General features: G+C 47.3%; 21 protein-coding genes and 2 pseudogenes. 6 read left to right on the forward strand and 17 right to left on the reverse strand.

The features are described 5' to 3' along the window. Positions 1-294: 294 nt before the first annotated feature. Both LHUE1_RS02080 and LHUE1_RS02085 read right to left on the reverse strand, forming a co-directional pair. On the reverse strand, positions 295-1179 hold the full coding sequence (locus tag LHUE1_RS02080) for a nucleotidyl transferase AbiEii/AbiGii toxin family protein (RefSeq protein ID WP_049170789.1): 885 nt from the start codon (positions 1177-1179) through the stop codon (positions 295-297). Then, complete coding sequence (locus LHUE1_RS02085) at positions 1179-1775, reverse strand: type IV toxin-antitoxin system AbiEi family antitoxin domain-containing protein (RefSeq protein ID WP_025013695.1); 597 nt, start codon at positions 1773-1775, stop codon at positions 1179-1181. Before LHUE1_RS02085 ends, LHUE1_RS02080 begins: the two co-directional genes overlap by 1 nt. 389 nt (positions 1776-2164) lie before the next feature. Between LHUE1_RS02085 and LHUE1_RS02090 the strand changes: the two genes are divergently transcribed. Both LHUE1_RS02090 and LHUE1_RS02095 read left to right on the forward strand, forming a co-directional pair. Then, positions 2165-2842: a helix-turn-helix domain-containing protein gene (locus LHUE1_RS02090; protein WP_049171182.1), complete on the forward strand. Its 678-nt coding sequence runs from the start codon at positions 2165-2167 to the stop codon at positions 2840-2842. Beyond that, a complete protein-coding gene (locus LHUE1_RS02095) occupies positions 2839-3732 on the forward strand; it encodes an IS3 family transposase (RefSeq protein ID WP_279280272.1) in 894 nt (297 codons plus the stop codon). Before LHUE1_RS02090 ends, LHUE1_RS02095 begins: the two co-directional genes overlap by 4 nt. 386 nt (positions 3733-4118) lie before the next feature. Here the strand turns inward: LHUE1_RS02095 and LHUE1_RS02100 are convergent, their stop codons facing one another. The 11 genes and pseudogenes from LHUE1_RS02100 to LHUE1_RS02145 form a co-directional block, all read right to left on the reverse strand. Continuing rightward, positions 4119-4658 carry an NYN domain-containing protein gene (locus tag LHUE1_RS02100; protein ID WP_010492225.1) on the reverse strand — a complete coding sequence of 180 codons (540 nt, stop codon included), beginning with the start codon at positions 4656-4658 and terminating at the stop codon, positions 4119-4121. Between the two features lie 2 nt (positions 4659-4660). Continuing rightward, positions 4661-5443, reverse strand: coding sequence for a 23S rRNA (guanosine(2251)-2'-O)-methyltransferase RlmB (gene rlmB, locus LHUE1_RS02105; protein ID WP_277848215.1), 783 nt, complete (start codon positions 5441-5443; stop codon positions 4661-4663). Then, a complete protein-coding gene (locus LHUE1_RS02110) occupies positions 5412-5843 on the reverse strand; it encodes a Mini-ribonuclease 3 (protein WP_049170027.1) in 432 nt (143 codons plus the stop codon). Before LHUE1_RS02110 ends, rlmB begins: the two co-directional genes overlap by 32 nt. After that, the gene (gene cysS, locus LHUE1_RS02115) at positions 5840-7246 is read right to left on the reverse strand and encodes a cysteine--tRNA ligase (RefSeq protein WP_049170028.1); all 1407 of its coding nucleotides are present in this window, start codon (positions 7244-7246) and stop codon (positions 5840-5842) included. Before cysS ends, LHUE1_RS02110 begins: the two co-directional genes overlap by 4 nt. 164 nt (positions 7247-7410) lie before the next feature. Next, positions 7411-8805 carry an FAD-binding oxidoreductase gene (locus LHUE1_RS02120; RefSeq protein ID WP_049170029.1) on the reverse strand — a complete coding sequence of 465 codons (1395 nt, stop codon included), beginning with the start codon at positions 8803-8805 and terminating at the stop codon, positions 7411-7413. Positions 8806-8975: 170 nt separating this feature from the next. Then, on the reverse strand, positions 8976-10469 hold the full coding sequence (gene gltX, locus LHUE1_RS02125) for a glutamate--tRNA ligase (protein ID WP_049170030.1): 1494 nt from the start codon (positions 10467-10469) through the stop codon (positions 8976-8978). A gap of 145 nt (positions 10470-10614) precedes the next feature. Continuing rightward, positions 10615-11442, reverse strand: coding sequence for a YhfC family intramembrane metalloprotease (locus LHUE1_RS02130; RefSeq protein ID WP_049170031.1), 828 nt, complete (start codon positions 11440-11442; stop codon positions 10615-10617). Positions 11443-11591: 149 nt separating this feature from the next. Continuing rightward, a pseudogene (locus LHUE1_RS14420) lies at positions 11592-12527 on the reverse strand (MucBP domain-containing protein); the annotation flags it as partial. An 18-nt stretch (positions 12528-12545) separates the two neighbouring features. Next, positions 12546-15092, reverse strand: a pseudogene (locus LHUE1_RS02135) (MucBP domain-containing protein); the annotation flags it as partial. A gap of 221 nt (positions 15093-15313) precedes the next feature. Next, positions 15314-16090 carry an ABC transporter permease gene (locus tag LHUE1_RS02140; RefSeq protein ID WP_049170056.1) on the reverse strand — a complete coding sequence of 259 codons (777 nt, stop codon included), beginning with the start codon at positions 16088-16090 and terminating at the stop codon, positions 15314-15316. A gap of 25 nt (positions 16091-16115) precedes the next feature. After that, on the reverse strand, positions 16116-16994 hold the full coding sequence (locus LHUE1_RS02145) for an ABC transporter ATP-binding protein (RefSeq protein ID WP_277848216.1): 879 nt from the start codon (positions 16992-16994) through the stop codon (positions 16116-16118). A gap of 280 nt (positions 16995-17274) precedes the next feature. Between LHUE1_RS02145 and LHUE1_RS02150 the strand changes: the two genes are divergently transcribed. Beyond that, a complete protein-coding gene (locus LHUE1_RS02150; protein WP_049170033.1) occupies positions 17275-18171 on the forward strand; it encodes an Rgg/GadR/MutR family transcriptional regulator in 897 nt (298 codons plus the stop codon). Positions 18172-18275: 104 nt separating this feature from the next. Here the strand turns inward: LHUE1_RS02150 and LHUE1_RS02155 are convergent, their stop codons facing one another. Genes LHUE1_RS02155 through LHUE1_RS02165 form a run of 3 tightly spaced genes read right to left on the reverse strand, consistent with a single transcriptional unit; the run spans position 18276 to position 21335 of the window. Then, positions 18276-19391 carry a PIN/TRAM domain-containing protein gene (locus tag LHUE1_RS02155; protein ID WP_010492251.1) on the reverse strand — a complete coding sequence of 372 codons (1116 nt, stop codon included), beginning with the start codon at positions 19389-19391 and terminating at the stop codon, positions 18276-18278. A gap of 20 nt (positions 19392-19411) precedes the next feature. After that, positions 19412-20776 (reverse strand): DNA repair protein RadA, encoded by a 1365-nt coding sequence (gene radA, locus LHUE1_RS02160; RefSeq protein ID WP_049170035.1) that lies wholly within the window; start codon positions 20774-20776, stop codon positions 19412-19414. A gap of 19 nt (positions 20777-20795) precedes the next feature. Beyond that, positions 20796-21335, reverse strand: a complete 540-nt coding sequence (locus LHUE1_RS02165) for a dCTP deaminase/dUTPase family protein (RefSeq protein WP_049170036.1) — start codon at positions 21333-21335, stop codon at positions 20796-20798. Positions 21336-21601: 266 nt separating this feature from the next. Here LHUE1_RS02165 and LHUE1_RS02170 point away from each other — a divergent pair, with 266 nt between their 5' ends. From LHUE1_RS02170 to LHUE1_RS02180, 3 genes are all read left to right on the forward strand, one after another. Further along, positions 21602-21892, forward strand: coding sequence for a GNAT family N-acetyltransferase (locus LHUE1_RS02170; RefSeq protein ID WP_025013303.1), 291 nt, complete (start codon positions 21602-21604; stop codon positions 21890-21892). A gap of 442 nt (positions 21893-22334) precedes the next feature. Further along, on the forward strand, positions 22335-23654 hold the full coding sequence (locus LHUE1_RS02175) for a C1 family peptidase (RefSeq protein WP_049170038.1): 1320 nt from the start codon (positions 22335-22337) through the stop codon (positions 23652-23654). A 130-nt stretch (positions 23655-23784) separates the two neighbouring features. After that, complete coding sequence (locus LHUE1_RS02180) at positions 23785-25131, forward strand: C1 family peptidase (RefSeq protein ID WP_049170039.1); 1347 nt, start codon at positions 23785-23787, stop codon at positions 25129-25131. Between the two features lie 147 nt (positions 25132-25278). Here the strand turns inward: LHUE1_RS02180 and mazE are convergent, their stop codons facing one another. Next, positions 25279-25503, reverse strand: coding sequence for a type II toxin-antitoxin system PemI/MazE family antitoxin (gene mazE / locus LHUE1_RS02185; protein WP_049170041.1), 225 nt, complete (start codon positions 25501-25503; stop codon positions 25279-25281). Between the last annotated feature and the right edge of the window lie 36 nt (positions 25504-25539).

The following is a 25539-nucleotide window of genomic DNA, read 5'->3' on the forward strand; positions in this document are numbered from 1 at the left end:
ACGTATGATGATGCTGGTGAAGGGTACAAAGATTATTGCTTCGACTTTATATGCTGTGAACATCAGCTGGTTGGAGTCTTTACATATTGATCCGAAATCGCTTGATTTGGAGCGCGCATAAGACTTTGTCAAAATAAGTACCGGAACTATCTCATTTTATGTCCTTTTCCTTGGCATGATTTTTCTTTATATGCAAAAAAGCTCCAAATTCGGAGCTTTTTTAGTAAACAGGTGGTGCCTAGTGACCCCTAAGACCAAATTGCCTTTGAACCCATGCATGCCTTTCAGCCCAATTTACGTGTGAATTGAATTAAAAGTATTATCATTAAAAATATTTTTAAGCTGTTCGCTTGCATTGTCTAAAGCCTGATTTAATTCAATACCACGCGCAAATTTCTTAGTTTCTTGGTATCCTTGCCAAGAGCGCACCATATCAGGTCTGGTCTTTAGCTGATCAATGATTTCTTTACCCTGTTTCAGACTAATGTCACTGATTCCTTTCGCTTTTGCCGTTTTTTTAAATGCCTCAACCAGCGTGCTTTGATCCAAATCTGCTAAAATTGTCATGCCCAGCACCCAAATATCATAAAAGTCCTTTGCCCGAGTATTTCTAATGCTTTTTTGATAAATGGTTACCAACTTATCGGCCATAATTTGTTCTAGCGAAAATGCGTTCATCATAAATTTATCGGTGGAATCAATAAAATTTGTATGTGTCAATCTCATTGGCTTTGGATATACCACATCTCCTGTTGATACATCAATGTTCAACTTAGAACGTGTCTTCCCCATTGTACCGAGAACACCAACACGAAAACCCGGATATTCATGCTCATTCATTTCTGATTTAATGCGTGTCACGGTGAAATGAATAGGACTTTGTGCATGATCAAAAATAGTCGTCAACACTTTTTTGAGGTTGTCTGGATTTAAGTCTTGGTTATTCATTGTCGTATCAAGATCTATTGTAGTTCGTCTTGACACCCCAACAATCATGGCTACTTCAAACCCGCCTTTGAAAATGAAGTTATCTTGGTAAGCCGATTCGGAAATCTGCCGTAATAATTCTTGCAATCTGAAAAGCAGCTGCATATTTTGTCGCGGAACGCCAAGCGCATCAGCTGCTTCATTAATTCGATTGGCAATTTTGTGAGGCGAAAGATTTGCATAAGGGTTCATTAGACAAGTACCTCTAAAAGTTTTGTTAAGTCGCTGTGTGGATACAGTTGCTTTTTAAGCTTTAAAAGGCGCTCAAACGACGCATTGTTTTGCCCATATTCATCAAAGTAATTCTTAAACGCTTCATTACGAGTGTAAGGAGCAACATCAGGTCGTTCCCATACATCTAATAAAGTGCGTTCAACTGAATAGGTTCGTACAAAATTCATATTGGGCGTTTCGACTGTGGTAATGCCTGGAAAGTATCGATTAGGCACATAATAAATTGGCACAATCCAATGCTCTGATAACCGAGGATTACGATACCCACGCGGAAAAGCCATAATAAATCGATCTGGGATCTGGTCAGTTAACCCATATAAGAATAAAGCGGTATCAAGTGCAAACACACCTCTGCTATAGCGTTGTGAAAGGATTGCAAAGTCGTCCCATGTGTAGCCATTTTCGACATAGACACCACGTGCTTCGCGTGAAATTCGCCCCTCTCTAATAGCATTGGTTAGCATTGAAGAAGAAACACCGTACTGAGCCGCTGTGCCACTAACAAAGGTGTGGTAGTCTGCCAGTAACGAATCGAGTCCCTTGTTTTTGCCCATAAAGATCCTCCCGTTTAAGTTTGTTTGTAACTACGCCTTTAGTTTATTATACGTTGTACATAACAACATATCAACTTTTAAGATTAAACCGTATCAATGTCTCCACGAAGCTTTACGAAATACAAGAATAGTTAAATTCTGGCAAGCATTATTGGTCGCTATCTCCCCAAGCTCTTCAATAGATATCGCCATGGTTACGTGCAAGAAATATCATTTCGAAATATTGCTGGTTGTCGAAAACTGCAACTGGCTATTTTCTAACGGCTTAACCCAAGGGGAGCAGTCGCACGATTAATTTTTTAAAATGATTCCTCTTTGGCTGCGATAATCCCTTTATGGTTGTCAGATGAAATATCATAATTCATCTGATGATCATGGAGGGATTTTCTATGCCCAGATCTAAGCATACAGCTCAAGAAAAGTTACACATATTGGAGGAGTTCAGACATTCGAAGACAAGTATCAGTAGTTTCTCTCGTCAACACGGTCTTGGTGATCGTACATTACAACGTTGGCAGACACTCTATGAACGTGATGGGATTAAGGGATTAGAGGAAGCTCGAAAGAATCAACATTATACCAAAGAGCTAAAGCTTGAAGCAGTGCTTGCTTATCTTAGTGGTGAAGGGTCATTAGCCGAAGTTACGATGCAATTTGGTCTGCGTTCATCAACACAACTGCAACGTTGGATAGCCATGTATAATAGGGATCATCAATCTTTGACGGCTTCACCGTCTAGAAAGCAGGTCCCCACCATGAGTCGTACAACCACCTTCGAAGAACGCATTAAAGTCGTTGAATATGTCACTAAGGGTAAGCACTCCTATACTGAAGCGGCAGCCCATTTTGATGTGTCTTATCAACAGGCACGGTCTTGGGTGATCAAGGCTCGCGAAGGCGGTTATGAGGCGCTGGTAGATAACCGTGGTCACCACAAAGACAAGCGTGATCTAACCGAATTAGACAAGGCCAAACTGCGCATTCGTCAACTAGAAGCTGAACTCAAGGACAAAGAGCTAGTGGAGGCCTTTGTAAAAAAATTACTGGAAATCCAGCACAAGGAGTGATCAAACAACGCCGACAAGCTTACCGTGCCATCGAAGAAGTTAGTCAAGGCCACCACGGCGCTGTCACAAAGTTATTGGACGTTATTGGCGTCAGCCGTCAAGCTTATTACAAAGGCTTAAGGCGGGAGAAAACATTGTGGGAGGTCCACGATCGGCAGCTCAAGGAGCGGACCCAATATTGGTTTGACTTTCATCACCAAGGCATTGGCGCCGGGAATCTCCTGATCAACTTACAACAGGATGAGCTAATTGACTTCCCGGTCACGATCAAACAAGTTCGTCGCGTCATGCGCAAGCTTGGCATTCGATGTCAGATTCGCCAAAAACGGCATAGTCGCGTCAAGCAATCTGAACAGTACCTGCAAGACAATGTGCTCAATCAATGTTTCTACGTGGAACGCCCTAATCAAGTCTGGCTAGCCGACTCAACCGAGTTGAAATACGGTATCAACGGCGAGTACAAGATGCGCCTCAGTGGCGTTCTTGACCTCTATGGTCGCAATCTGTTGGCTTACAATCTAAGCGCAACCGAAACAACCGCCGCTGAGATTCAGGTCTTCCAGCGCGCTTTCACTCGCGCCAGCAACGTCCATCCGCTCATTCATACTGATCGTGGCTCCGCCTATACATCTAAGGCATTCAACCGCTACCTTAGCCAGTTTGAAGTGACACGAAGTATGTCGCGACCGGGAACGCCCTATGACAACGCACCGATGGAGCGCTGGTGGAATGAGTTTAAACTGCGGTGGATGGATCGTCACCCAATGGCAAAAACTTATAAGGAGTTCGTCCAGCTCGTTGAAGATGGGATCCACTATTTCAATCACGACAACCGTTCAGGACAAAGAGACGGCCTTACCCCAGAAGAATACTGGAATAAGGCCATCTAAAAGCTACCAAAATTTTATATTATTTCATCTGTCAACTTGACAGGGCCGACCGCAGGCATTAAGATATCTTTCACTTTTTCAAACGCATTTGTCAGTTACTGGCAAAGTATAACAAAGACGGCTCTCAAGAGGAGAGCCGTCCAAGATGAAAGATTTATTCTTCAACACTACTTAACGCAAAACTATTTTTCAGGATTTGTTATAACAGGTTGCTGGGGGAGTTATTTCAGCAAAACCCAGTTTCTTGAACTCTTTTAAGCTCGTTGGGCTACAAACTTATTTTAAGCTGTTCTTCGTTTCCGATAGTCGTAAACTGTCATTGCAATCCCCATCATGAGCACGAGAACAGCAGTCTAAAGTAAACCTGGCACAGGAGTCAAAACATCCTACTCCTTCGGCTTTGGCCGCCGCTCCAAATGCCGGCGCATTTTATCCAACAGAAATAACTGGTCATTATTCCATGGGCTGTTGCGGCGGGCGAGGTGGGCAGCATAGTTGGCAGTATCGTGGTTGAATTCACGATCAGACCGCTGAACCTCTTTGAGGAAATCGCGCGAACTAATCCGGAGGGCGCCGCGGGAGAACACGGTCCACTGTTCCGCCTGATCGCTGGTGACAACCACGAGTTGGACGAGGGGCGAGTTCATTTCCTGGGCTAACCGTTCGATGTAACTATCCGCAGTTTCGTCTTCTTTGGTGAAGACCACTTGCAAATCCCACTTCGCATAGCTTTTGCCGATACCAGGTACATACATGGCATCGAAGACAACAATGATTTTGGCGTTTTCGTGGCTGCGGTATTCTGCGAGGATGTCCAGCAGCCGATCGCGGGCAACATCGAAATGGTCTTCCGCTTTCAACTTGGCCAGCTCCGGCCAGTTTCCAATGACGTTATAGCCGTCGACAATCAAAATGTGTTCGCGCATGGTTATTTGCCCTCGTGCCGGCTGGCAAATGCTTGATACATCAAGATGCCGGCCGCAACACTGGCATTTAAGCTTTGCACGTGGCCGACCATTGGAATGGCAATCGTGGCGTCCATGAGTTTGGCAATTCCAGGCGAAATTCCTTTGCCTTCGTTGCCAATCACAAGCGCCGTACTGCCTTTTGCATCCCACTGGCGATAATCCTGACCATCCATCGCGGTGCCGAAGACCCACATGCCGCGGTCTTTTAACTGTTTGATGGTCTGCGCCAGATTAGTGACCCGGGCAACCGGAACGTATTCGATTGCACCGGTGCTGACTTTGGCGACCGCACTGGTGAGACCCACGGCGCGATGTTTGGGAATGATAATCCCATGTACGCCGCTAGCATCAGCAGTTCGCAGAATCGAGCCCAGATTGTGCGGGTCTTCTAAGTTATCCAATAACAAGAAGAACGGATCTTCGCCTTTATCTGCTGCATGTTGAAAAAGATCATCCACACTTGCGTAAGCATAGGGTGTCATCGCCAGTAAAACACCTTGATGATTGCTATGGTCACTCATGAGATCGAGTTTTTGCTTCGGTGCGGTAGCGACAAGAATTTTCTTTTTTTGCGCGATGCCGATTAAATGTTGAATCGGCTCGCTTTTTAGATCGGTTTGAATAAAAAGTTTGTTAATAGTTGCGGCGGTGCCGGCTTTGAGTGCGGCTTCAACGGCATGGCGGCCGAAGACAAACTCGTCTGGATCGTGTTCATTTGGTGCTGCTTGCGGCTCTTTTGCCATGACCCGTCTTCCCTTCTTCAACGTACTGAATACACCATGCGGCTAATTCGGCAACCCGCTTGTCGTGCTTCTCGAGATGCAGATAGCCAAACAAGGCCTCAAAGCCGGTCGAAACGCGATACGTGACGACATCGGTATTCTTGGCATGCGTGTAACTTTTGGCATTACGCCCATGTTTGAAAACCGCGACCTCCTCGTCGTTGAGCAGGTGTTCGTCTTCCATCCCCGCGATTAAGGCCGCCTGCGCTTTGGCAGAAACGAAATCTTTCGCGGCGCGCTGTAAGGCAGCCGGACGTACCAACCCGCGTTTGAGGAGATGTTCCCGAACGTAGACTTCATAAACCGCATCGCCCATATAGGCCAATGCGATGCCGTTCAATTGTTTTGGATCAAATGTCATTTTCTGCGCCACCGCGTTCCTTGAGGAGTGTCTTCCAAAATAATGCCTTGTGCTGCCAGCTGATCACGAATCTGGTCACTCTTGGCAAAGTCTTTCGCTGCCCGGGCAACATCGCGCGCTTTCACTAACGCATCAATATCGGCATCGAGATTGGTCTGATCGGCGAAAACCACGCCGAAAATCTGCAGCCACGCATCATAAAGATTCAGCAAGTCGTCGAGGCTTTCACGTTTAACCGTATCTTCATTGGCATATTCGTTCAGCAATTTAGCCAAGTCAAAAAGGACGGTCAACCCGTTTTGAACGTTCACATCATCATCCATGGCGGTGATAAACTGGTCTTTCAACGTTTGCAGTTGCTCGGTGATCTTGGGGTCGACGCCTGGAACAGCATTGCCACGGCGATAAACCAGATTTTCACGGGCGATTTTTAGACGATTAAGGCTATTAGCAGCGTTCTTGAGGTTGGCATCGGAGTATCGGATCGGCATCCGGTATTGAGTACCAGCCATGAAGAATCTCAGAACTTGCGGATCGACCGTTTTCAAAATGTCATGAACCGTAATGAAGTTGCCAAGCGACTTGCTCATTTTCTCGTCATCTTCGCCAATGGTTACAAAGCCATTATGCATCCAATAGCGGACGAACTGCTTGCCGGTTTTGGCTTCACTTTGGGCGATTTCATTTTCGTGATGCGGGAACTCAAGATCCTGGCCGCCGCCGTGAATGTCAAACGTATCGCCAAGAAGTTGGGTGCTCATGACCGAGCATTCGATATGCCAACCCGGGCGGCCCTTGCCCCAAGGAGAATCCCAGCTGATTTCACCGGGCTTGGCAGCCTTCCACAATGCAAAATCGATTGGATCTTCTTTTTTAGCCAGTTCTTCTTGTGTAATGTGCTGACTGGCGCCTTCTTCGAGTTCGTCGACATTTTGATGGCTTAACTCGCCATAATGTTTGAACTTGCGCGCTCGATAATACACATCCCCGTCGACGGCGTAAGCATAGCCTTTTGCGACCAAGTCCTGAACAAAATCAATAATGTCCGGAATCATTTGACTCGCACGCGGATGGGCAGTCGCAGGTTCAATTCCCAGCGCCGTGGTATCTTCCATGAAGGCATCAATAAACCGCTGCGCCAAATCAAGCGGTGCTTCGCCGGTTTTATGCGCGGCATTGATGATTTTATCGTCGACATCGGTGAAATTCGAGACGTAAGTGACATGATAACCGCGATATTCAAAATAGCGGCGAATCGTATCAAACGCGATCGCACTGCGCGCATTACCGATGTGGATATAATTATAGACAGTCGGTCCGCAGACATACATCCGAATTTCTCCAGGATGCAGTGGCGTGAACGGCTCTTTTTGCCGGGACATCGTATTATATAACGTTAACATCGGCTCATTTCCTTCCTGTAGCGTCTTACCTGCATTTTACAGGAAAATGGGAGGATTATAAAGGAAAGAGCGTGAGCTGGGCCGGTTAGAAACCGGATTGACGCCTCAGTAAAAAGATGACAAAAAAGAGCATCGGTCAACACGCTCAACCGATGCCGCGAACTTTAATCAATCTTCCGCTTCGGATTCAAGATATTCAGCGGATCAAACAAGTCCTTGATCTGGTGCTGAATTTCGTCAACATCAAAGCCGAGTTCCTCGTTGTTCCACTGATTCTTGCTCATCCCCACAGCGTGCTCGCCGGAAATTGTGCCGCCCAATGCCAGTGCTTTTCGGAACATCATACGAATGGCTTGGAGCGCTTCTTTTGGCGGTTCCGTCTGGTCAGCTGGCCAGATAACCGTTGGATGCACATTGCCGTCACCGGCATGGCCGGCAGTGTAGATTTCAACGTTCAAATCTTTGGCAACCTCAGCAATGTAGTCCATCATCTCCGGCAACTTGGATAACGGCACGGCCATATCTTCCATAATGTGTTGACCGTTCGCGAAAACCGCTGGCAACATGTCCTGCCGCAGTTTGATGATGGCGCCCGCTTCATCAGGATCGCTGGTTACCTTGATATTCTTGGCGTGATCGGCCGTTAAAATCTGTTCCGCCATTTTCAGACTGGCTTCACCGCCTGCATCCAGCCGGAAAATGAGCATCGCCTCGGCACCTTCTGCATAGTGCGTGCCTTCATACCGATCCAACGCCGCAACGGTCAAGCCGTCCAATGCTTCGAGGGTCACCGGATAAATCCCTGACAACCGCAAATCCTCGACCCCTTTGGCCAAGGCAGTCATGTTATCAAAATAAGCCACCCCGACCACAGGCGTCCCGATCGGAATCGGATTCAACTTAACGGTGATTTCCGTAATAATGCCTAATGTACCTTCAGATCCCACAAAAAGATGGGTCAGGTCATAGCTAAAGGCATGCTTATAAGTGCGGCCGCCGAGTTTAATTTCTCTACCATCTGCAAGCACGACTTTCAAGCCAAGCACATTGTCCGTTGTTGCACCGTACTTGACTGTACTCATCCCACCGGCATTCGTCGCTGCATTACCGCCAATACTGGAAATCGGCTTAGAACCCGGATCAGGCGCATAAAACAGACCTTGCTTGCGGGCTTCTTTATCCAAGTCACCGTTAATCACGCCCGGCTCCACAACCGCCAACAAGTCGCCTTTGCTGATTTCCTTAATCCGATTCATCCGCACTGTCGATAGGATAATACTGCCATTCAGGCCATCCGCCCCGATGACAGTACTGGTATCCGCGCCTTGAGGAACGACCGGAATGTGATATTGCCGCGCTATCTTCAAAACACCTTGAATATCCGCAACATCGCCAGCCGCTACATAGGCCAAAATTCTGCCGTCAATTTCCAGCTGAGCATTGCCATTGGCGCTGTATTCGCGCGCAACCTGATCATCTGTATGAATCTCCGCGTGCGGTGCGGCGGCACGTAAAGCTGCAAGGATCTCCGCGTTGTCATAAGCAGTAAAAATTGCCATTATCCAGACCTCCATTGCTTTGATTGCTGGGTTCATTATAAAAATCCTTATCCTCATTATGAACCTATTTCCAAAAGGCTGGGTTAATTTAGTCTGGAAAACGCGATCTCTCCCCATTCAATGTGGTGCATACAAAAAATCCGCGACATTACGCGGATTTTTGCTGCTAATTAAAGTTGTGATGTGACCAAATCAACGTTCTTCAACACCTGATCGCGCCCCATGAGCTCAATCGTTTCAGCCAGTTGCGGGCCATGCATCCTCAGCGTTGCGGCAATGCGGATCGGCATGTACAACTTGCGACCCTTGACCTGGGTTTCTTGCTTGACTTCGTTGACAATGCGGCCAACGGAATACGCATCGAACGTGTCCAGTGCTCGGATTTTTTTAGCAAATGCTTCGATAACCGGCTTGGCATTGTCGTCAGCCAGCTCCTTGCGCTCGTCATCCGTCAGATCAGTTGCCTTGTCGAAGAAAATATCGGCAAGCTTGCTAATCTGCGCGGTGTAACTCATCTGATCGGTGTACAAGCTGATCAGTTGACGAGCCCACTCGATGGTTTTCGGATCCGGATCGCTATGAATCAGGCCATCTTCAATCAGGTTTGCCAACGACATGCTCATCAGCTCGTTCGGGTTCGTCTTTTGCTTGGCTTTAATATACTGGTTGTTAACCCATTCTAGCTTCTTCTGATCAAAGCGCGCCGGACTCTTGGATAAGCGCTTCGGATCGAACTGCTTGATGAATTCCTTTTTGGTGAAAATCTCATCTTCGCCAACCGGTGACCAGCCTAACAGCGTGATGAAGTTAAACATCGCTTCCGGCAAGTAGCCGAGCTCACGATATTGTTCGATGAACTGCAAGACGGTTTCATCACGTTTGGACAGCTTTTTGCCGGTTGCGCCATTGATGATCAAAGTCATATGGCCAAAAATCGGTGGCTCCCAGCCAAAAGCGTCATAAATTGCCAGCTGCTTTGGTGTGTTGGCAATGTGATCGTCGCCGCGCAGCACGTGGCTGATTTCCATGAGATGGTCATCGACCACCACCGCAAAGTTATACGTCGGCATGCCGTCGCGCTTCTGAATGACAAAATCGCCGCCAAGCGTGTTGGCATCAATCGAAATCTTGCCTTTGACAATGTCATCCCATTCGTAAGTCTTATCAGTCGGAATGTGGAACCGGATGACCGGCTGTAATCCCTTGGCTTTCGCCGCAGCAATGGCTTCTGCCTTTTCGGCTTCACTCATGCCTTCATATTCATATTCATAATGCGGCATTTCATGACGGGCCTTTTGGGCTTCGCGATCGGCTTTCAGTTCCTCTTCGGTCCGATAAGATTCATAAGCAAAGCCCTTATCGACAAGCTGTTTGATCAGCTTGTCATAAATGTCTTTACGTTCAGACTGGCGGTAAGGGCCAAAGTCCCCACCTTTGTCAGGACCTTCATCCCAGTCAATCCCGAGCCAGTGGAGATTCTCCATTTGACTCTTCTCGCCATCTGCAACGTTCCGCTTTGTATCGGTATCTTCAATCCGCAGCACCAACGTTCCCTTGTTGTGCCGTGCGAACAAATAATTGAACAGTGCCGTCCGTGCATTGCCAATATGCAAATGCCCGGTCGGACTTGGTGCATAACGCACCCGAATTGGTCGATCTGCCAATGTCTTAGCCTCCATTTTCTGTAAACATGCAATGCTAGTGTACCACAGAAGGGCAAGCGATGGACGGCAACGCCTCAAGGTCATCAGGTTTTTCGTTTCGCCGGGAAAAGTGCCATCTTTTTAAAGCAATTTGTTTATTAAAACATTATGCGCTGACAGTACTGTTCGGCTTTTCTCGGCGCCAGAGCCAGTAAACAAACGCCAAAACAATCACTGTTTGCACCACCAACAGCAGCTCTGTCACAGTGAGGCTCAAAGCTCCTGCTTGACTCAATCCAGCCGGGAAATCAATAAAAGCATGCAGCCCGACTGGCACTAGCATCCAGAACCACCGCTTGCGGTTGACCACAATCAGCCAGACAACCAGCGAAAGGGCAATCTGAATGGTCAAGGCTAACAGCCGTTCAAGCAAACTTAGTGACACCGTCCAGCCGCTCATCCCAGTCAACTGCTTCACCGCGGTGATAATGCCAGCACGCGCGCTTGCCGGGGTTTTGGTCATTAATTTAGCCAACGCGCCACTGTTGATGGTCGTTGCAAAAAGCACATTGCTTAACATTGACAAGCCACCACCCAGCATCATTTCAAGGCCGCCATGACCTAAACCATACAAAAACGGAGTCTCCGGCGTCTTGGCTTTTTGCGGTATCCGCCGCTGAATCCATTTGAACCCGAACCACCGGCCGACTTCTTCAAAAACGCCGGCCAGCAGTGCACCATAAAGTGCGTACAACCACGGGGTATGCTGAAATTGCCGGGCAATACCGCGAAACGGTCCTTCCAGGATACCGGCAAAGAGGATGAAAATGGCCATGCCGATAAAGAACACCGGCGTCGCCCCTTTTTTCGGATGACTGCGCCGTTGAATCATCCACACGGCCAAGGCGATCGGCAAAACCAAACAAATAATGATCTCGATGACCATCATCACGATGGCTGCTTGACTGACAGTGCTGTTCACAATTTTTGACATACGCGCGACCTCACATTCGATTGTTCAGAAAACGATCTGTTGTGGTCGTTTTCAATTCTTTAGGTATAAAAAGAGCATCATTTACAGTGAATGATGCTCTTTTCCATTCCATTTTTCAACTCAATTTACACAATTGAAAATGGCACTAGTTAATTTTTATGACTCACTTTTTTCGTTCGCCGGCGCCAACGAATACCTATAAAGCCTGCCAAAGCTAGAAGGACAACGCCAAGGGCCGTCAAGCCGATCTGTTCTTCTTCGTGTGTCCGTGGCAATGTGTGCTTAGCTTTATTAGTTGGCGTTATGATCGTTGTTGTCGCGCCATTGCTGCCACCTGTTGATGGCAAAACGTTGCTTGGCGGATTTGGCATGGATGGCTTTGTCGGCGTGCTTGGTGTGACTGGTGTACTTGGCGTGACCGGCGTGCTTGTCTTTGCATAAACAAAGGTGACATTTAACGTTCCATTTGTGAACGTGCCTGAATCAGCCACGCTGTTTGGCGCCATGCGCAGATACTGATATCCCGCAATGGTTGTTGGTGTTGTGGTATAAGGTGTTCCTGCGTTTCCAGTCAAAACTTTGTCTGGCGCGAGTGCGTTCCCATTTTCGTCAACATAATGAACGTTAACGGTTCCTTGGGCGGCCGGTGTTTTACTGTAAACAAATGTCACAGTCAAAGTGCCGGTACTAAAGGTCCCGTTTTCCGGTGCACTGCCTGGCGCAAGACTAGTGAATTGGTAATTTGCAATATCGATCGGGCGGGCTTCATAAGGATCGCCAGGCTGGCCGGTGAGCACTTTATCAGGTGCAAGCGTGTTGCCTGCATCATCGACGTACTTCACGTTAACACTGCCTTGAGGGACTGGCGTCTTGGTGTAAACCATGGTGACAGTGACGGTGCCATTGGTGTACGTGCCGCTTGCCGGTGCGCTATTTGTGGCCAAATGGGCGTATTGGTAATCTTTGATGCTGATTGGCGAGATGGTATACGGATCGCCGACTTTGCCACTAAACGTCTGATCCGGAGCAAGTTGATTGCCTTGGTCATCGACAAATTTCACATTGACGGTGCCTTGTGCAGCTGGTGTCTTTGTGTAAATGAAGGTGACCGTTAATGCGCCGTCCGTAAATTGACCGCTGACCGGTGCACTGCCGTTTGCCAAATGTGCGTACTGGTAATTAGCAATATTGATCGGCGCCACGTTATATGAATCGCCTACTTTGCCACTGAGCGTTTTGTCCGGTGCAATTTGGTTGCCGCTATCATCAACATATTTGACGTTGACGGTGCCCTGTGCAGCTGGCGTCTTGGTGTAAACAAACGTAACCGTTAACGAGCCGTCCGTGAATTGACCACTGACCGGGGCACTGCCGTTTGCAAGATGTGCATACTGATAGTTATCAATGCTGATCGGCGAAACATTGTATGGATCGCCTACTTTGCCACTGAGTGTTTTGTCCGGTGCAATTTGGTTGCCGCTATCATCGACATATTTGACGTTGACGGTACCTTGTGCAGCTGGAGTCTTCGTGTAAACAAACGTCACGGTTAAATCGCCATCAATAAATTGACCGGTTGCCGGCGCACTGTTTGCAGCTAGATGTGCGTATTGATAACCCGGAATATCGATCGGGGCTACTTGATACGGATCGCCGACCTTGCCATTGATGGTCTTGTCGCTGGCGATTTGCTGACCATTTTCATCGACATAACGGCTGGTAACGGTAATGCCGGTTACCGGCAGGCTGTTCTTCTTATAAACGTAGGTGACCGTTAATCGACCATCAACGAACTTGCCAGTTGCAGCAGCGCTATCTGGCCCCATTTTCTCGAAACTATAGCCATCAATTTTCTTTTGCTCAGTCGTGTAGGCCGCGCCAACGTTGCCATTCAGCGTTACACTCGGCGCAAGTGTTTTGCCATTTTCATCGACATAGTTGACGACGACCGAACCGGTTGCAATCGGATTCTTCTTATACGTGATTGTTTGGACGTTATCCGGACTATCGGCAGTGACATCGTTAATCGCATCACTGTTCGCCTTATCTGGGGTATAGCCATCAATCTTAGGTGAAGCGACGGCCTTAAAACTGCCGCTAGCTGGTGTCCATTGACCATAAGCCACAACTTTGCCATTAGCATCAACCGTATTGGTCCGCTTAAACGTTAACGCATTCGTCGCCGAATCGTGGAGCGCTTTGCCATTTTCATCAACATAGTTAATCGTCTGCTTGACGGTCTTGGTTTCCGTAACTTGCTTGGTATTGGAGAGTTGAATCGTCACGGTTGCGCCTTTTGCCGAATACTGCCCCTTTTGTGATCCGGAAATAATCTGATCACTGGTGTACCCATAGCGCGTCTTTAAATCTGTCAGTTCCTGGGTGACGTTTTGATCGGACAAAACATCATAGTCGGTGCCCAATTTGCCTGAAAGCAGCGTTGTCCCTAAGTTCTTGCCATTCTCATCGACATAGTTAACTGTGACGTTACCGACAGTTGCATCCTTTTCATATGGGATGATGACAAAACCATCGAATGGATAACCATTACCACCCTTAAACTTGTCCGTCCAAAAATAAGTGAGATAACCATTGTTTTGTAAATTAGTCCACTTAATCGTTGAACCGGCTTTTTTGATGACATTGCCGTTCTCATCAAGTACCGATCCGGTCGCATTGCTGAGATAGCGTGACGCAAAGTTCTGGTCATTTTGGGGGATCCTGTCGTAGTCCCCTTCTGTCTGACTGTCAAAAGGCGTAACCGGAAGTTTATCATTGTCTAAGTTATAAATACCTTTTGCCGACAAGGTCAGTGAATCTGTCGCAGGGTTTAAATGCAGCGTTGGCATGACATAACTTTGCCCGCCAATGGGTGACATCGGATAAATTCCCGGTCCAGATTTAGCCAGTGCTGAAATATCCGTGATATGGTTATACGACAATGACAACGAATTAATATGGGTTAAGTTCTTAAAGGCCGAAATGTCATGCAAATTGCACATCTGCAAGTTGACATACGTCAGTTTATTCAGATTAGCAATAGCCGAGATATCGCTTAATTGGGTATTTTTTAGCGTGCTGCCGGTCTGCGCGTAATTCACATTTTGATCCGGCGATAAATCCAACCAGGTCAGATTGGTCGCATATTGTAAGCCTTCCAGACTCTTGACGTTCAAAACATGATGCCACATAGTCAGATCCGTTCCGTCTTGAGTCGGCGCGATCCATGTCAGCTCTTTCATCATCTGTTTGGTAATTTGTGACGGACTGGTAATGTCAATGTTATTGTCTTCCCGTAACTCACCGACTATGATGGCCTGCAGATCCTTGTCCGGCATCCACTCGTTAATGTCATCAGATGTTGCAGTCACATTTTTGTTGGTATCGGCGGTAGCTGCCATAACTGTCTGCGATTGCTTTTGTTGCTGAGCAGTCACAGATGACGTACTGCCAGGCGTCGATAGCCCGTATGTTTTACCTAAAGCTGTCGATCGTTGTGTCAGTACAGAAGGTGTCGCTGCCGACTTAGCCGCCACTCTATGAGTTGGCATCGCGCCACCCACAGAAATCAAGCCGATCAGCATCACCACCCACAACTTGCCATCTTTATATAGCTTGCTATGAACTTTTTCTTCTCCAATTGGTCTCACTGCTACTGCTCCCTTCAGAAACCAGCCAAAAGCCCTTCAACCAAACCTTTGAAATAAATATTTTAATTTACATACAAATTATAACACGTGGTATTGGTATAAAAACTTTCGAATGGATTCTTGGGCTAAGAAAATATCCACTTTGAAGCATTCGGATAACTGATTTGGACGCAGAAAATGACACTTAAACGGGCGTTTTATTTTTCGTAAATACCATCGAGCTACCGCAAATTACGTCTGCGGAAGACAATCAGGCCAAGTATCAAGAAGATACTACCATAAGCAAGGTAGCCGATCATCATCTGGTTAATGCCTAAGTGAGTCAGACTCGAAAGCTTTGGCGAGTTCAGTTGTGCACCGAAGTTCAACATATTCACTGGGTTCCATTTGAGCCAGTCATGTTGATCAATCAGCATAAACATCAGTTGGTTAAAGACCGAGACAACAAAGTAGGCACTAATGCCGACGATGATTGCAGGCGTTGAGTTATCAAATAAAGTGGCCAGCAGTAACACAAAAGCTGCCAGAAAAAGTAAAGTCAAAAATTCGCTCACTGTATTCATCAACATCGCCTGCCAAATCGGCTGATGCGTGCTAACTTGCAAAGTCAGACTAAATTTATTTTGGAAAAAGATCACTTTTAAAAGAAAAGTCATCACGAGGCTGCTGCCATAAAAGCAAAGTGCACAGCCCAGCAAGGTTAACCACTTACTAACCAAAACTTTGCTACTTGAATACTGCCGATACAGCAAGGCCTTCAGCGTGCCATACTGATTTTCTGATGACAGCTGCGTACTGCCGACTGCAATAATATAAAAGACAATCATCACCGGCGCATAAAAGTCGTTGAGAAACAAATTCTCAGGCTGAAACGTCTGTGGATAAACCTTTCCGAAAATTGCCATTGCCAGTTGAAACACAATGAGAAATAACCAGAATATGGTAAAGGATGGTCTTTTTAAGAGTTTGTAAGTTTCCTGTTTAAGCAATGTGAACAAAATAAAATCCTCCGTATCGTCGCGATCACTCAATGATGCCTAAAAGTGAGTTTTCCAAGTCATCCTGTTGTTCGTGAATGTCGTGGATCGCAATATTCTGATCCAGCACCGCACGCAACAAAGACGTCATATTTTGAATTGAATTCCTAGCAATCTTAATGCTGCCTTCTTCGACAGCAGCTTGATAACCTTTCTGCAATAAAAGTTGCGCCGCGCGGTCGTTCTGATCGGTTTGCAGCAAGAGATAACTTTCATTTCTGGCTAACACCACGTTCATGGTATTGCTTGTGACAAGATGGCCATGATTAATAATCACAACGTCGTCAGCCACTTTTTGCAACTCGCTCAGGATATGACTTGATATAAGGAATGAAGTCCCTTCTGCTTTTTTCTGAAGGATCAATTCGCGCAGTTCTCTTGTTGCCTTGGGATCAAGTCCATTCATTGGCTCGTCAAGGATCACCAGACTTGGCTGGTTCACCAACGCCAGCGCAATTCCAAGCTTCTGCTTCATCCCTAGCGAATAATGTTTGGCTTTTGAATCGGCATAGGAGGTCAAGTGCATCTCTTCAATCACTTTGTCCACTTTGGCTTGCCGATCAGCGCCTCTCGTAAAAAGGTGAAGCTGTTCTCGACCGGTTAAATAAGGATACAGACCCGGATACTCAATCAAGGCGCCCACATCTTTTAAAGCATCATGACTGTTAACGGTGATCTTCTGATCATTCAGCCGAATGTCACCGGTAAAATTCGAAATGCCCAAAATGGTTTTCATAATGGTTGTTTTACCTGCGCCATTTGCCCCAATCAGGCCGACAACCCGTCCCGGTTTGATTTCAAATGAAATTTGGTGCAGCGCTTGTTTCTTCCCGAACCATTTATCGAGGTTATTAACTGTTAGCATTAAGTCATACCACAACTTTCTTGATGAGATTGATGATTGTCAGCTTCATTTGCTTTAAACATCCACTCTAGATATAAGAAATATAAAATTCCATCAACTTTGGAGATACGTACAAAATTCATCTGACACTTTGCCTTAATTGCCAGACTTGATTTTGACATCTTTTAATGGTGTTAACTTACCACAGCAAAAGAAACAAACTGTGCTTTTTGACAAAAGCGAATTTTTCAGGTCATAATGAATCGGTAGTTGATTTTAAGAAAACAAGGAGTCAGACACTATGGGTGTACGCGATGCTGGGTATATGTTTAAGAAGATTCGCCTTGAACGCGGTTTAAGGATCTCAGATATGGCAGGTTCTTTGAGTGCTAGCACTGTGTCAAAATTCGAAAATGGCCATACTGACATTTCTGTAGAGAAGTTGTGTCTCCTATTAGATAACGTGGGAATGGATACGACCGAATTTTTTGAAATTCTCAACCAAAATCATGATACAAATGCCTCGCCAGCCGATCTTTCGCAAAGAGCGATGGACAAACGTATGCTCAGATACGCGATGGAGCAAGATGTTGACGGTCTCAAACAATTCCGGCAATCTTTCTCGTCGAAATTTAAAAAGACCCACGCCCGTCTGTATAAGCTGCGAGAAATTATGGTCTCCGCCATTATTCTCGACACCCAAGATGTTCACGCTCTCCTCTCTAAAACCGATTCTAAAACTATCAATGATTATTTAATGGGGCGTGATACCTGGTACGCCTTGGAATATGCGTTGTATGGCGATTGTGTGCCATTTTTACAGCCTGACGACTTTAATCGATTATACGCAAAATTTTTGGCCATTCACTTTGATTTTCATCAACGTCATAACTATCTCGATTTGTTTTTCTCTGCATTCTATAATGTCGGTGTTTCGCTGTATTACAGGTGTGAATATGCAAAAGCCATTCAAACACTCAACCGATTACAGGAACAAAGTGTCCCGGATAACCTCTTTTTTCTTCGCATTCAGTTGCGCCTGCTCAAACTTTTATGTACCTACAAGCTTACCGGTAATTCAAACGCCGCCAATGAGCTGAATGCCATGGTTAAAGTGATCTCCAAAATAAGCCCAGCGTTTGGCCGTAGATGGAAGGTTGATTTTTCTTTTCAGGAGCCAATTACTGATGAGCATTAGCCTTGTTCATTTGCGAAGTAAGCAAATGAACACACTATGAAAAAAGTGCATACTCAAAAGGCGCTGCCCCAACTCGGGACAACGCCTTTTTACATCCACAATATTTACTTTTCCTTATCCCGGATCGCCTTTTGCTGGTGTGCCGGCTTCGCGAAGATCATGCGCCCCGCGGCCGTTTGCAGCGCGCTGGTGACGATGACTTCGAGCGGTTTGTTCATGTAGAACTTACCGTCTTCGACCACCACCATCGTGCCATCGTCGAGATATGCTACACCTTGTTGGCGTTCGGAGCCGGATTTGATGACGGTGACCGTCATGTTTTCTCCGGGGATCACGTCAGGCTTCAGGGCATTGGCTAACGCGTTGATGTTGAGCACCGGTACATTTTGAAATTGTGCGACCTTGTTGAGGTTAAAGTCATTCGTCATGACGATGCCGTCGAGCAATTTAGCGAGCTTGAGCAGCTTGCTGTCGACTTCGGTTAAATCGTCAAAATCGCCTTCGTACATCTCAATATGAATGTCTTTATCTTTCTGCATGGCATTCAAAATGTCCAATCCACGGCGGCCACGCATTCTTTTCATCGAATCCGCCGAGTCTGAAATCAGTTGCAGCTCATGCAAAACAAAGTTCGGAACCAGCATCGTGCCTTCGATAAAGCCGGTCTTGGCAATGGCCTGAACCCGGCCGTCAATGATGACACTGGTGTCGAGCAGCTTGTATTTGCGAAAATGATCGCCGACTTTACGCTCGAGCACTTGGTCGTTGTCCGTATCTGCCGTCCGGCGGTTGCGGAAATTCAATAGCCGCCGCCATTCTTCGCTGCGTGTCGTACCCACCCGAAAACCCAAGTAACCGAATAATAGCATGATGATGAGTGGTAGGAAGATATTCAGCGGTGCGATGAACCGATACAACGGAATTGAAATAATCGCGGCCAGAATCAAGCCGATCGTGGTCGACAAACTACCGAACAGTAAATAGCTTGGTGATTTGGTGTTTAGCGTCTTTTCCAGCACTTTTAACCGTCCCAGAATCCAGTTGACGCTGAGACTGGCCAGTAACAGGAAAATGATGGCGCCGATTAAACCGTTCGTCAGCAGGTTGTTAACAATCAGGTGATGCTGCCAACCAATGGCTTCCCAAAGCGCCGGTAATGCGCCCATGCCGACCCCGATGCCGATCAAGCCGAAAATCAAATAAACAATTCGTTTCTTCATGGTATGCCTCCTCTCTTCTTCTAATTAAAAACCTTATGCAACGCTTCGGCAATGCTTGTAACCCCAATGACTTGAATATCTTTGGGTGCGTGCCAGCCTTGTAGGTTGTTACGCGGTACGAAAATCCGCTTAAATCCCAGCTTGGCCGCCTCTTTGACCCGATCTTCAATGCGGTTCACCCGCCGCACTTCACCGGTTAAGCCGATTTCACCGACAAAACAATCAGTCGGCGGAATCTCTTTATCGCGATATGACGAGGCAATCGCAACCGCCATCGCTAAGTCAATCGCCGGCTCATCCAACTTAACGCCGCCAGTGGCTTTCAGGTAAGCGTCCTGATTCTGCAGCATGAGATTGGCGCGCTTTTCCAGCACCGCCATAATTAAGCTGACGCGATTATGATCCAATCCGCTGCTAGTACGTTTGGCATTGCCGTACATTGTGGGGCTGATCAGGGCCTGGATTTCCACCAGAATCGGCCGCGTGCCTTCCATCGATACCACCACCGCCGAACCGTTCGCCCCGGCCAGCCGTTCCTCTAAGAAGATTTCCGAGGGATTGGCGACTTCCTGCAGGCCATTTTGGTGCATCTCAAAAATGCCGATTTCATTGGTAGAGCCGAACCGATTCTTAACCGACCGTAAAATCCGGTAAGTGTGGTGCATATCGCCTTCAAAATAAAGCACGGTGTCGACCATATGCTCAAGAATTTTAGGCCCGGCAATCGCGCCTTCCTTGGTGACGTGGCCGACGATGAAGATCGTCACCCCTTTAGATTTGGCAATACGCATCAGTTCGGCTGTAACTTCGCGAATCTGGGCAACCGAACCGACTGCCGAGTTCATATCCGGTACATTCATGGTTTGAACCGAATCAATCACGACATAATCCGGCTGCATCTGGTCAATAACACCTTCAATGCTGGGCATGTCGGTTTCCGGATACAGGTACATCCCCGAATTGGCAACCCCTAAGCGCCCGGCACGCATTTTGATCTGACTGGCACTTTCTTCGCCGGACACGTATAAAACGGTACCGCCAGTGCTCGCTAACTGTCCGGACACCTGCAATAGCAAGGTTGATTTACCGATTCCGGGATCCCCGCCAATCAAAACCAGCGATCCCGACACCACGCCGCCACCAAGCACACGGTTTAATTCCGCCAAACCGGTCTTAACCCGCGTTTCCTTGGCAACCGTCACTTCATCCATCCGCATCGGCTTGACTTTACTGCCTGCCCGCGTCTGCCGCGGTGCCGACTTGGTTGAACTGACGGTTTCTTCAACCAACGTATTCCAACCGCCGCAATTCGGACAGCGCCCTAAATAAGTGGCTGAAATATAACCACAATTTTGACATACGTACTGTGTTTTTGCTTTCGCCATATTATCCCTTCAATATTAACTAGTGATCGGTTGACCCAAAACCGCTTTGCCGCTTAGCCAGTCCGCCTTGATCGCCATCGGCCAGTAAAAATGGCATGAAGATGCCCTGCCCGATGCGGTCGCCTTTTTTAATCATCACGTCGCGGGGGAAGAAATTCAGTAGCTGAATATAGATTTCGCCTTCGTTGTCCGGATTGTTATAATAGTCGGCATCAATCACGCCAATCCCATTGGGCAACGTCAAGCCGTGCTTGAGCGGATTGCTGGAGCGATTAGCCAGAATCAGCACTTCATTAGGCTGCATATACGCCTTTATACCAGTTGGCACCAAATACGGTTTCAAGATCTGCTCAGCCCGTTCGAAATCCTTGTTGGTCAGTGGACGTTCATTCTTAATCAGCCGGAAAAGCCGAATAAAATCATACCGCCAGATGCTTTTTAGCAAGAAATCCTCACGCGCGTAAAAATCATATCCTGCCGCCTGCTTTGTTTGGCGTGTCGGCAAGGTCAGGTCGTCATCCTGATACTTTGAAACAATTTCAAAACCACGGGTCTTCATAATGAACCTCCATATAAGTAGTGTCCAAGGTATCATAACACGTGGCACCGGCTGACAACCATGCTGAAAAGGCTTTCCTTCTTGTAATTATACCGTTTTCTTGCTAAATTTGGAGTGCGGACGCGGCTGGTCAATCGCATTAACAAAATTGACCTAGGCGTCACGGTGACTGGATTCGGTAAAAGCGGCGCTGACAGTGCAATGCGTTGGATGCTCAACCATAACGCGCCAGTTCACGCTCACGCACTTTTACCAAGGAGGCTAATATGGAATTTCAACACGAACCGGGCCGGATTTTCAATACCGACTGGGATGGCCGTCTGCTGGCCGAATTAACGTATCAATCAATTGACGACGGCCAGGCATGGGCGGTCGATCACACTTTTGTTGACGAAAGCCTTCGCGGTCAAGGCATCGCCGGCCAACTCATCGAAGCGGTCGTTGCCGCCGCCCGTCAAGAAGGCAAAACCATTGAACCACTTTGCTCATACGCAGTGCATGCCTTTCACAATCATCCGGAATATGCTGATGTCTTGCGTCCGGTGAAGGATAACTGAATGACGTTCGCGTAATCTAGGATCCAAACTTCATAGAAGCAAACGTGCTACCGATTGTCAAAAATTGGCAGTACGTTTGTTTTTTGTTTCGGCTAGATAGTTGTTTTGAATCTTAAAGACCGTAGTGCCAAAGCGGAGCAATCGGAGGCGGGGGCGGGCTCAGTGGTGACATTGTACTAGCCGGGCGATCTTCCCGGCGTAGTACAAGGCCGATCTTTGAGACTCTGCCGGTTTTGCAGAGGCTCAAAGTCGTGCCCACCCCTCTAGCTTCGCGGTCGCCAGCCCTTGCCCCCGCCGGAGAATGCGGAGTTTGGCACGGCATGAAACATCTACCGTAACATCTTTCTGCGTACGCCAATTTTATTCAAGTCCATCTCACATCTTTAAATTCAAATTAAATTGAGGTAAGGTTTCTTTAATGCACTAAGAAAAGGGGCTCGCTATGTCAGAAATTACATTTGATCAGATTAAGGCGTTTCAAGAGCAGCTCGCGCATCATCCCGCCGCCGCTGCCCGCAGTCGCGCGGTCCAAAACGTCGGACCACAGGCGGCTAGTCGCGAAGCCATCGACGGCGAGGACATGAAGCCAGTATTCTCGCTCGACCTTGACACCGGCAGTGTTGCCAACCAGAAGAAAAGCGGCCGCTGCTGGTTATTTGCTACATTAAACACGGTTCGCCACGGCATTGCGGATGAATTCGGCCTGAAAGATTTCGAATTCTCGCAAAACTACAATGCCTTTTTCGACCGGCTGGAGAAAGCCAACTTATTCTATGAAAATATTTTGGCAACGGCCGATAAACCACTCGACGATCGCGAAGTCGCTACCTACCTCAGCGGACCGGATCAAGACGGCGGCCATTATGATCAGGCCGCCGCGCTCATTGAAAAGTATGGCTTGGTTCCAAAGTCCGTCATGCCGGAAACATACAACAGCAACAAAACGGCTGAATTAAACAGTGTCTTGAACGAGAAACTGCGCAAAGACGCCAAAGTCTTGCGCACGCTGAAGCAGCAACATGCCAGTGAAGACGCGATTGCCGCTAAAAAACGTGAACTACTCAGTGTGGTCTATCGCATTCTTGCCTATACTTTTGGCAACCCGCCGACGACTTTCGATTTTGAATATCGCGATGACAAGAAACAATATCACCGTGATACGGGCTTGACCCCGCAAACTTTCTTCAAAAAGTACGTCAAGTGGCATTTTGATGATTACATCGTGGTTGCCAGCGATCCTGAGCCAAGCAAAAAATATCAACAGCTCTATGCCATCAAAGCGGCCAATACCGTGGTTGAAGGCCATCCCTTAACGATCCTGAACCTCCCGCCTGAACGCCTGGAGCAACTGGCATTGGCACAGCTGCAAGCCGGTGAAGTCGTGTGGTTCGGTAATGATGTCTTGGCCGATATGGACCGAAAATCCGGTACGCTCAAAGGTGGCCTTTTCAATTACAACGACTTGTTCGACGTTGATTTTCACGTGGACAAAGCAGATCGAATCGTGACCACCGAAGCCGAAATGTCACATGCCATGACGTTCACCGGTGCGGATGTCGTTGATGGCAAGGTAACAAAATGGAAAGTCGAAAATTCGTGGGGCAAAGACAACGGCCATGACGGTTACTTTGTTGCCGATGCGAGTTGGTTTGACCAGTACGTCTATGAAGTCGTCGTTCGCAAGAGCCTCCTGACTGAAGCCGAGCAAGCCGCCCTTCAAACCACCCCGATCAACCTGCCTGTGTGGGATTTTCTGAATTAAACACGGGTTATATGCTAGACTATGCTTGTCGCTTCATTCAGGCGACAAGGGCAGCCAACTGGATATTGCAACCTTTTGACTGCCTAATGTTTTATCATCAAATGTTTAATAAAAAGGAGTGTCTATCTTAATGTCTGCAGAAATTACTTCTGGCGATCTGGATCAGTTCAAACAGGATCTGCAAGCCACACCCGGTGCCGCTGCCTTACAAAAAGCGGTTATGAACAATGGCATCAACGCCACGGCTGAAAACACCGACAGCAAAGTGGCCATGACGCCGACTTTCTCGATCGAACTTGAGACTGGCGCCGTTGCCAACCAAAAGCAAAGCGGCCGCTGCTGGATGTTTGCCGCGCTCAATACGATGCGCCACGGCATCCAGGCCCTGTTCAAGATCAAAGACTTTGAACTTTCCCAAAACTATACCAACTTCTGGGATAAATTTGAAAAGTCCAATTATTTTTATGAAAATGTTTTAAAAACCGCTGATCAACCACTGGACAGCCGTAAAGTTGCGTTCCTCTTGGCCACCCCGCAACAAGACGGCGGCCAATGGGACATGTTGTCGGCATTGATCGAAAAATACGGCATCGTGCCGAAGTCAGTGATGCCGGAAACATACAACTCAAGTAAGAGTAACGAATTAAATGGTTTGCTCAACCTGAAGTTGCGCAAAGACGCGGTTGAACTGCGCAAGTTAGTGGCTGACAAAGCTAGCGATGACGATATCGAAGCAGCTAAGCAAAAGATGTTGGCAGAAGACTACCGGATTTTGGCTTACGCTTTAGGCAACCCGCCAACTAAATTCGACTTTGAATATCGCGACGATGATAAAAACTACCATATCGATCGCGAACTGACCCCGCAAACTTTCTTCAAGAAGTATGTTGGCTGGAACCTTGACGACTATCAAAGTATTATCAACGCACCAACGGCCGACAAGCCATACAACCACCTTTATACCGTAGAAATGCTTGGCAACGTGGTCGGCGGTCGCGAAGTCCGCCACCTGAACCTCGACATCGATACCTTCAAGGCTTTGGCCATCAAGCAGCTCAAGGCCGGTGAGTCCGTCTGGTTCGGCTCCGATGTTGGTCAAAGTTCTGATCGTCAACTCGGTATTCTGGACACCAACATCTACAAGAAAGATGACCTCTTCAACACCGACTTCACCATGACAAAAGCAGAACGCCTCGACTATGGCGAAAGTCTCATGACCCACGCCATGGTTCTGACTGGCGTTGACATTGTTGACGGCAAGCCAACCAAATGGAAGGTCGAAAACTCTTGGGGTGACAAGGTCGGCGAAAAAGGTTACTTCGTGGCAAGCGACGACTGGTTCGATCAATTTGTCTATCAAGTCGTTATTTCCAAGAAGTACCTGCCAACCGAATTGCAGGACGTCATCAAAAACGAATACGCCAAGCCAACCGTTCTGGCACCATGGGATCCAATGGGTGCTCTGGCATCAAGATAGTGTCAGTGAATTGAACTGGCGGCGATAAAAATAGGGACAGAAGTTTTTCGGCACATGGGATGGTCGAAGAGCTTCTGTCCTTTTTTGTCTGGCACTGAAAAATTAAAAATGAATGTTCGTTGATTTACTTTGAGTCGCGTTTTACTGTCAGTCCCATTCACTGGGCAGTATGTCTTGTTCTAGAGTAACCTCTGCTTGTCTTAAATCCTGTCTACTCCGGTCACTTTCAAACGGGTTGTGGCGTGTGGGTAGGTAAACAAGACTGCCGTCGCTACGCTGCTCCACCGTGAACTCGGTTCCTTCGGCGATTTTGAGTTCTTTCGGGACTGTCAGCGTCATTGTGTTGCCGACCTTTTTTGCTTTGATGATCATGAGAATCGCCCCCTTAGATATTGGCAGTATACAGGT

It is taken from the genome of Lacticaseibacillus huelsenbergensis (genome assembly GCF_029726355.1).
Lineage (GTDB): Bacteria > Bacillota > Bacilli > Lactobacillales > Lactobacillaceae > Lacticaseibacillus > Lacticaseibacillus casei.

Excerpts from the sequence above, each read along its gene's own strand:
- LHUE1_RS02080 (WP_049170789.1), bottom strand. The coding sequence starts at position 1,179 with ATGAACCCTTATGCAAATCTTTCGCCTCACAAAATTGCCAATCGAATT.
- LHUE1_RS02085 (WP_025013695.1), bottom strand. The coding sequence starts at position 1,775 with ATGGGCAAAAACAAGGGACTCGATTCGTTACTGGCAGACTACCACACC.
- LHUE1_RS02090 (WP_049171182.1), top strand. The coding sequence starts at position 2,165 with ATGCCCAGATCTAAGCATACAGCTCAAGAAAAGTTACACATATTGGAG.
- LHUE1_RS02100 (WP_010492225.1), bottom strand. The coding sequence starts at position 4,658 with ATGCGCGAACACATTTTGATTGTCGACGGCTATAACGTCATTGGAAAC.
- rlmB (WP_277848215.1), bottom strand. The coding sequence starts at position 5,443 with ATGGCAAAAGAGCCGCAAGCAGCACCAAATGAACACGATCCAGACGAG.
- LHUE1_RS02110 (WP_049170027.1), bottom strand. The coding sequence starts at position 5,843 with ATGACATTTGATCCAAAACAATTGAACGGCATCGCATTGGCCTATATG.
- cysS (WP_049170028.1), bottom strand. The coding sequence starts at position 7,246 with ATGTTAACGTTATATAATACGATGTCCCGGCAAAAAGAGCCGTTCACG.
- LHUE1_RS02120 (WP_049170029.1), bottom strand. The coding sequence starts at position 8,805 with ATGGCAATTTTTACTGCTTATGACAACGCGGAGATCCTTGCAGCTTTA.
- LHUE1_RS02130 (WP_049170031.1), bottom strand. The coding sequence starts at position 11,442 with ATGTCAAAAATTGTGAACAGCACTGTCAGTCAAGCAGCCATCGTGATG.
- LHUE1_RS02145 (WP_277848216.1), bottom strand. The coding sequence starts at position 16,994 with ATGCTAACAGTTAATAACCTCGATAAATGGTTCGGGAAGAAACAAGCG.
- LHUE1_RS02150 (WP_049170033.1), top strand. The coding sequence starts at position 17,275 with ATGGGTGTACGCGATGCTGGGTATATGTTTAAGAAGATTCGCCTTGAA.
- LHUE1_RS02155 (WP_010492251.1), bottom strand. The coding sequence starts at position 19,391 with ATGAAGAAACGAATTGTTTATTTGATTTTCGGCTTGATCGGCATCGGG.
- radA (WP_049170035.1), bottom strand. The coding sequence starts at position 20,776 with ATGGCGAAAGCAAAAACACAGTACGTATGTCAAAATTGTGGTTATATT.
- LHUE1_RS02165 (WP_049170036.1), bottom strand. The coding sequence starts at position 21,335 with ATGAAGACCCGTGGTTTTGAAATTGTTTCAAAGTATCAGGATGACGAC.
- LHUE1_RS02170 (WP_025013303.1), top strand. The coding sequence starts at position 21,602 with ATGGAATTTCAACACGAACCGGGCCGGATTTTCAATACCGACTGGGAT.
- LHUE1_RS02175 (WP_049170038.1), top strand. The coding sequence starts at position 22,335 with ATGTCAGAAATTACATTTGATCAGATTAAGGCGTTTCAAGAGCAGCTC.
- LHUE1_RS02180 (WP_049170039.1), top strand. The coding sequence starts at position 23,785 with ATGTCTGCAGAAATTACTTCTGGCGATCTGGATCAGTTCAAACAGGAT.
- mazE (WP_049170041.1), bottom strand. The coding sequence starts at position 25,503 with ATGATCATCAAAGCAAAAAAGGTCGGCAACACAATGACGCTGACAGTC.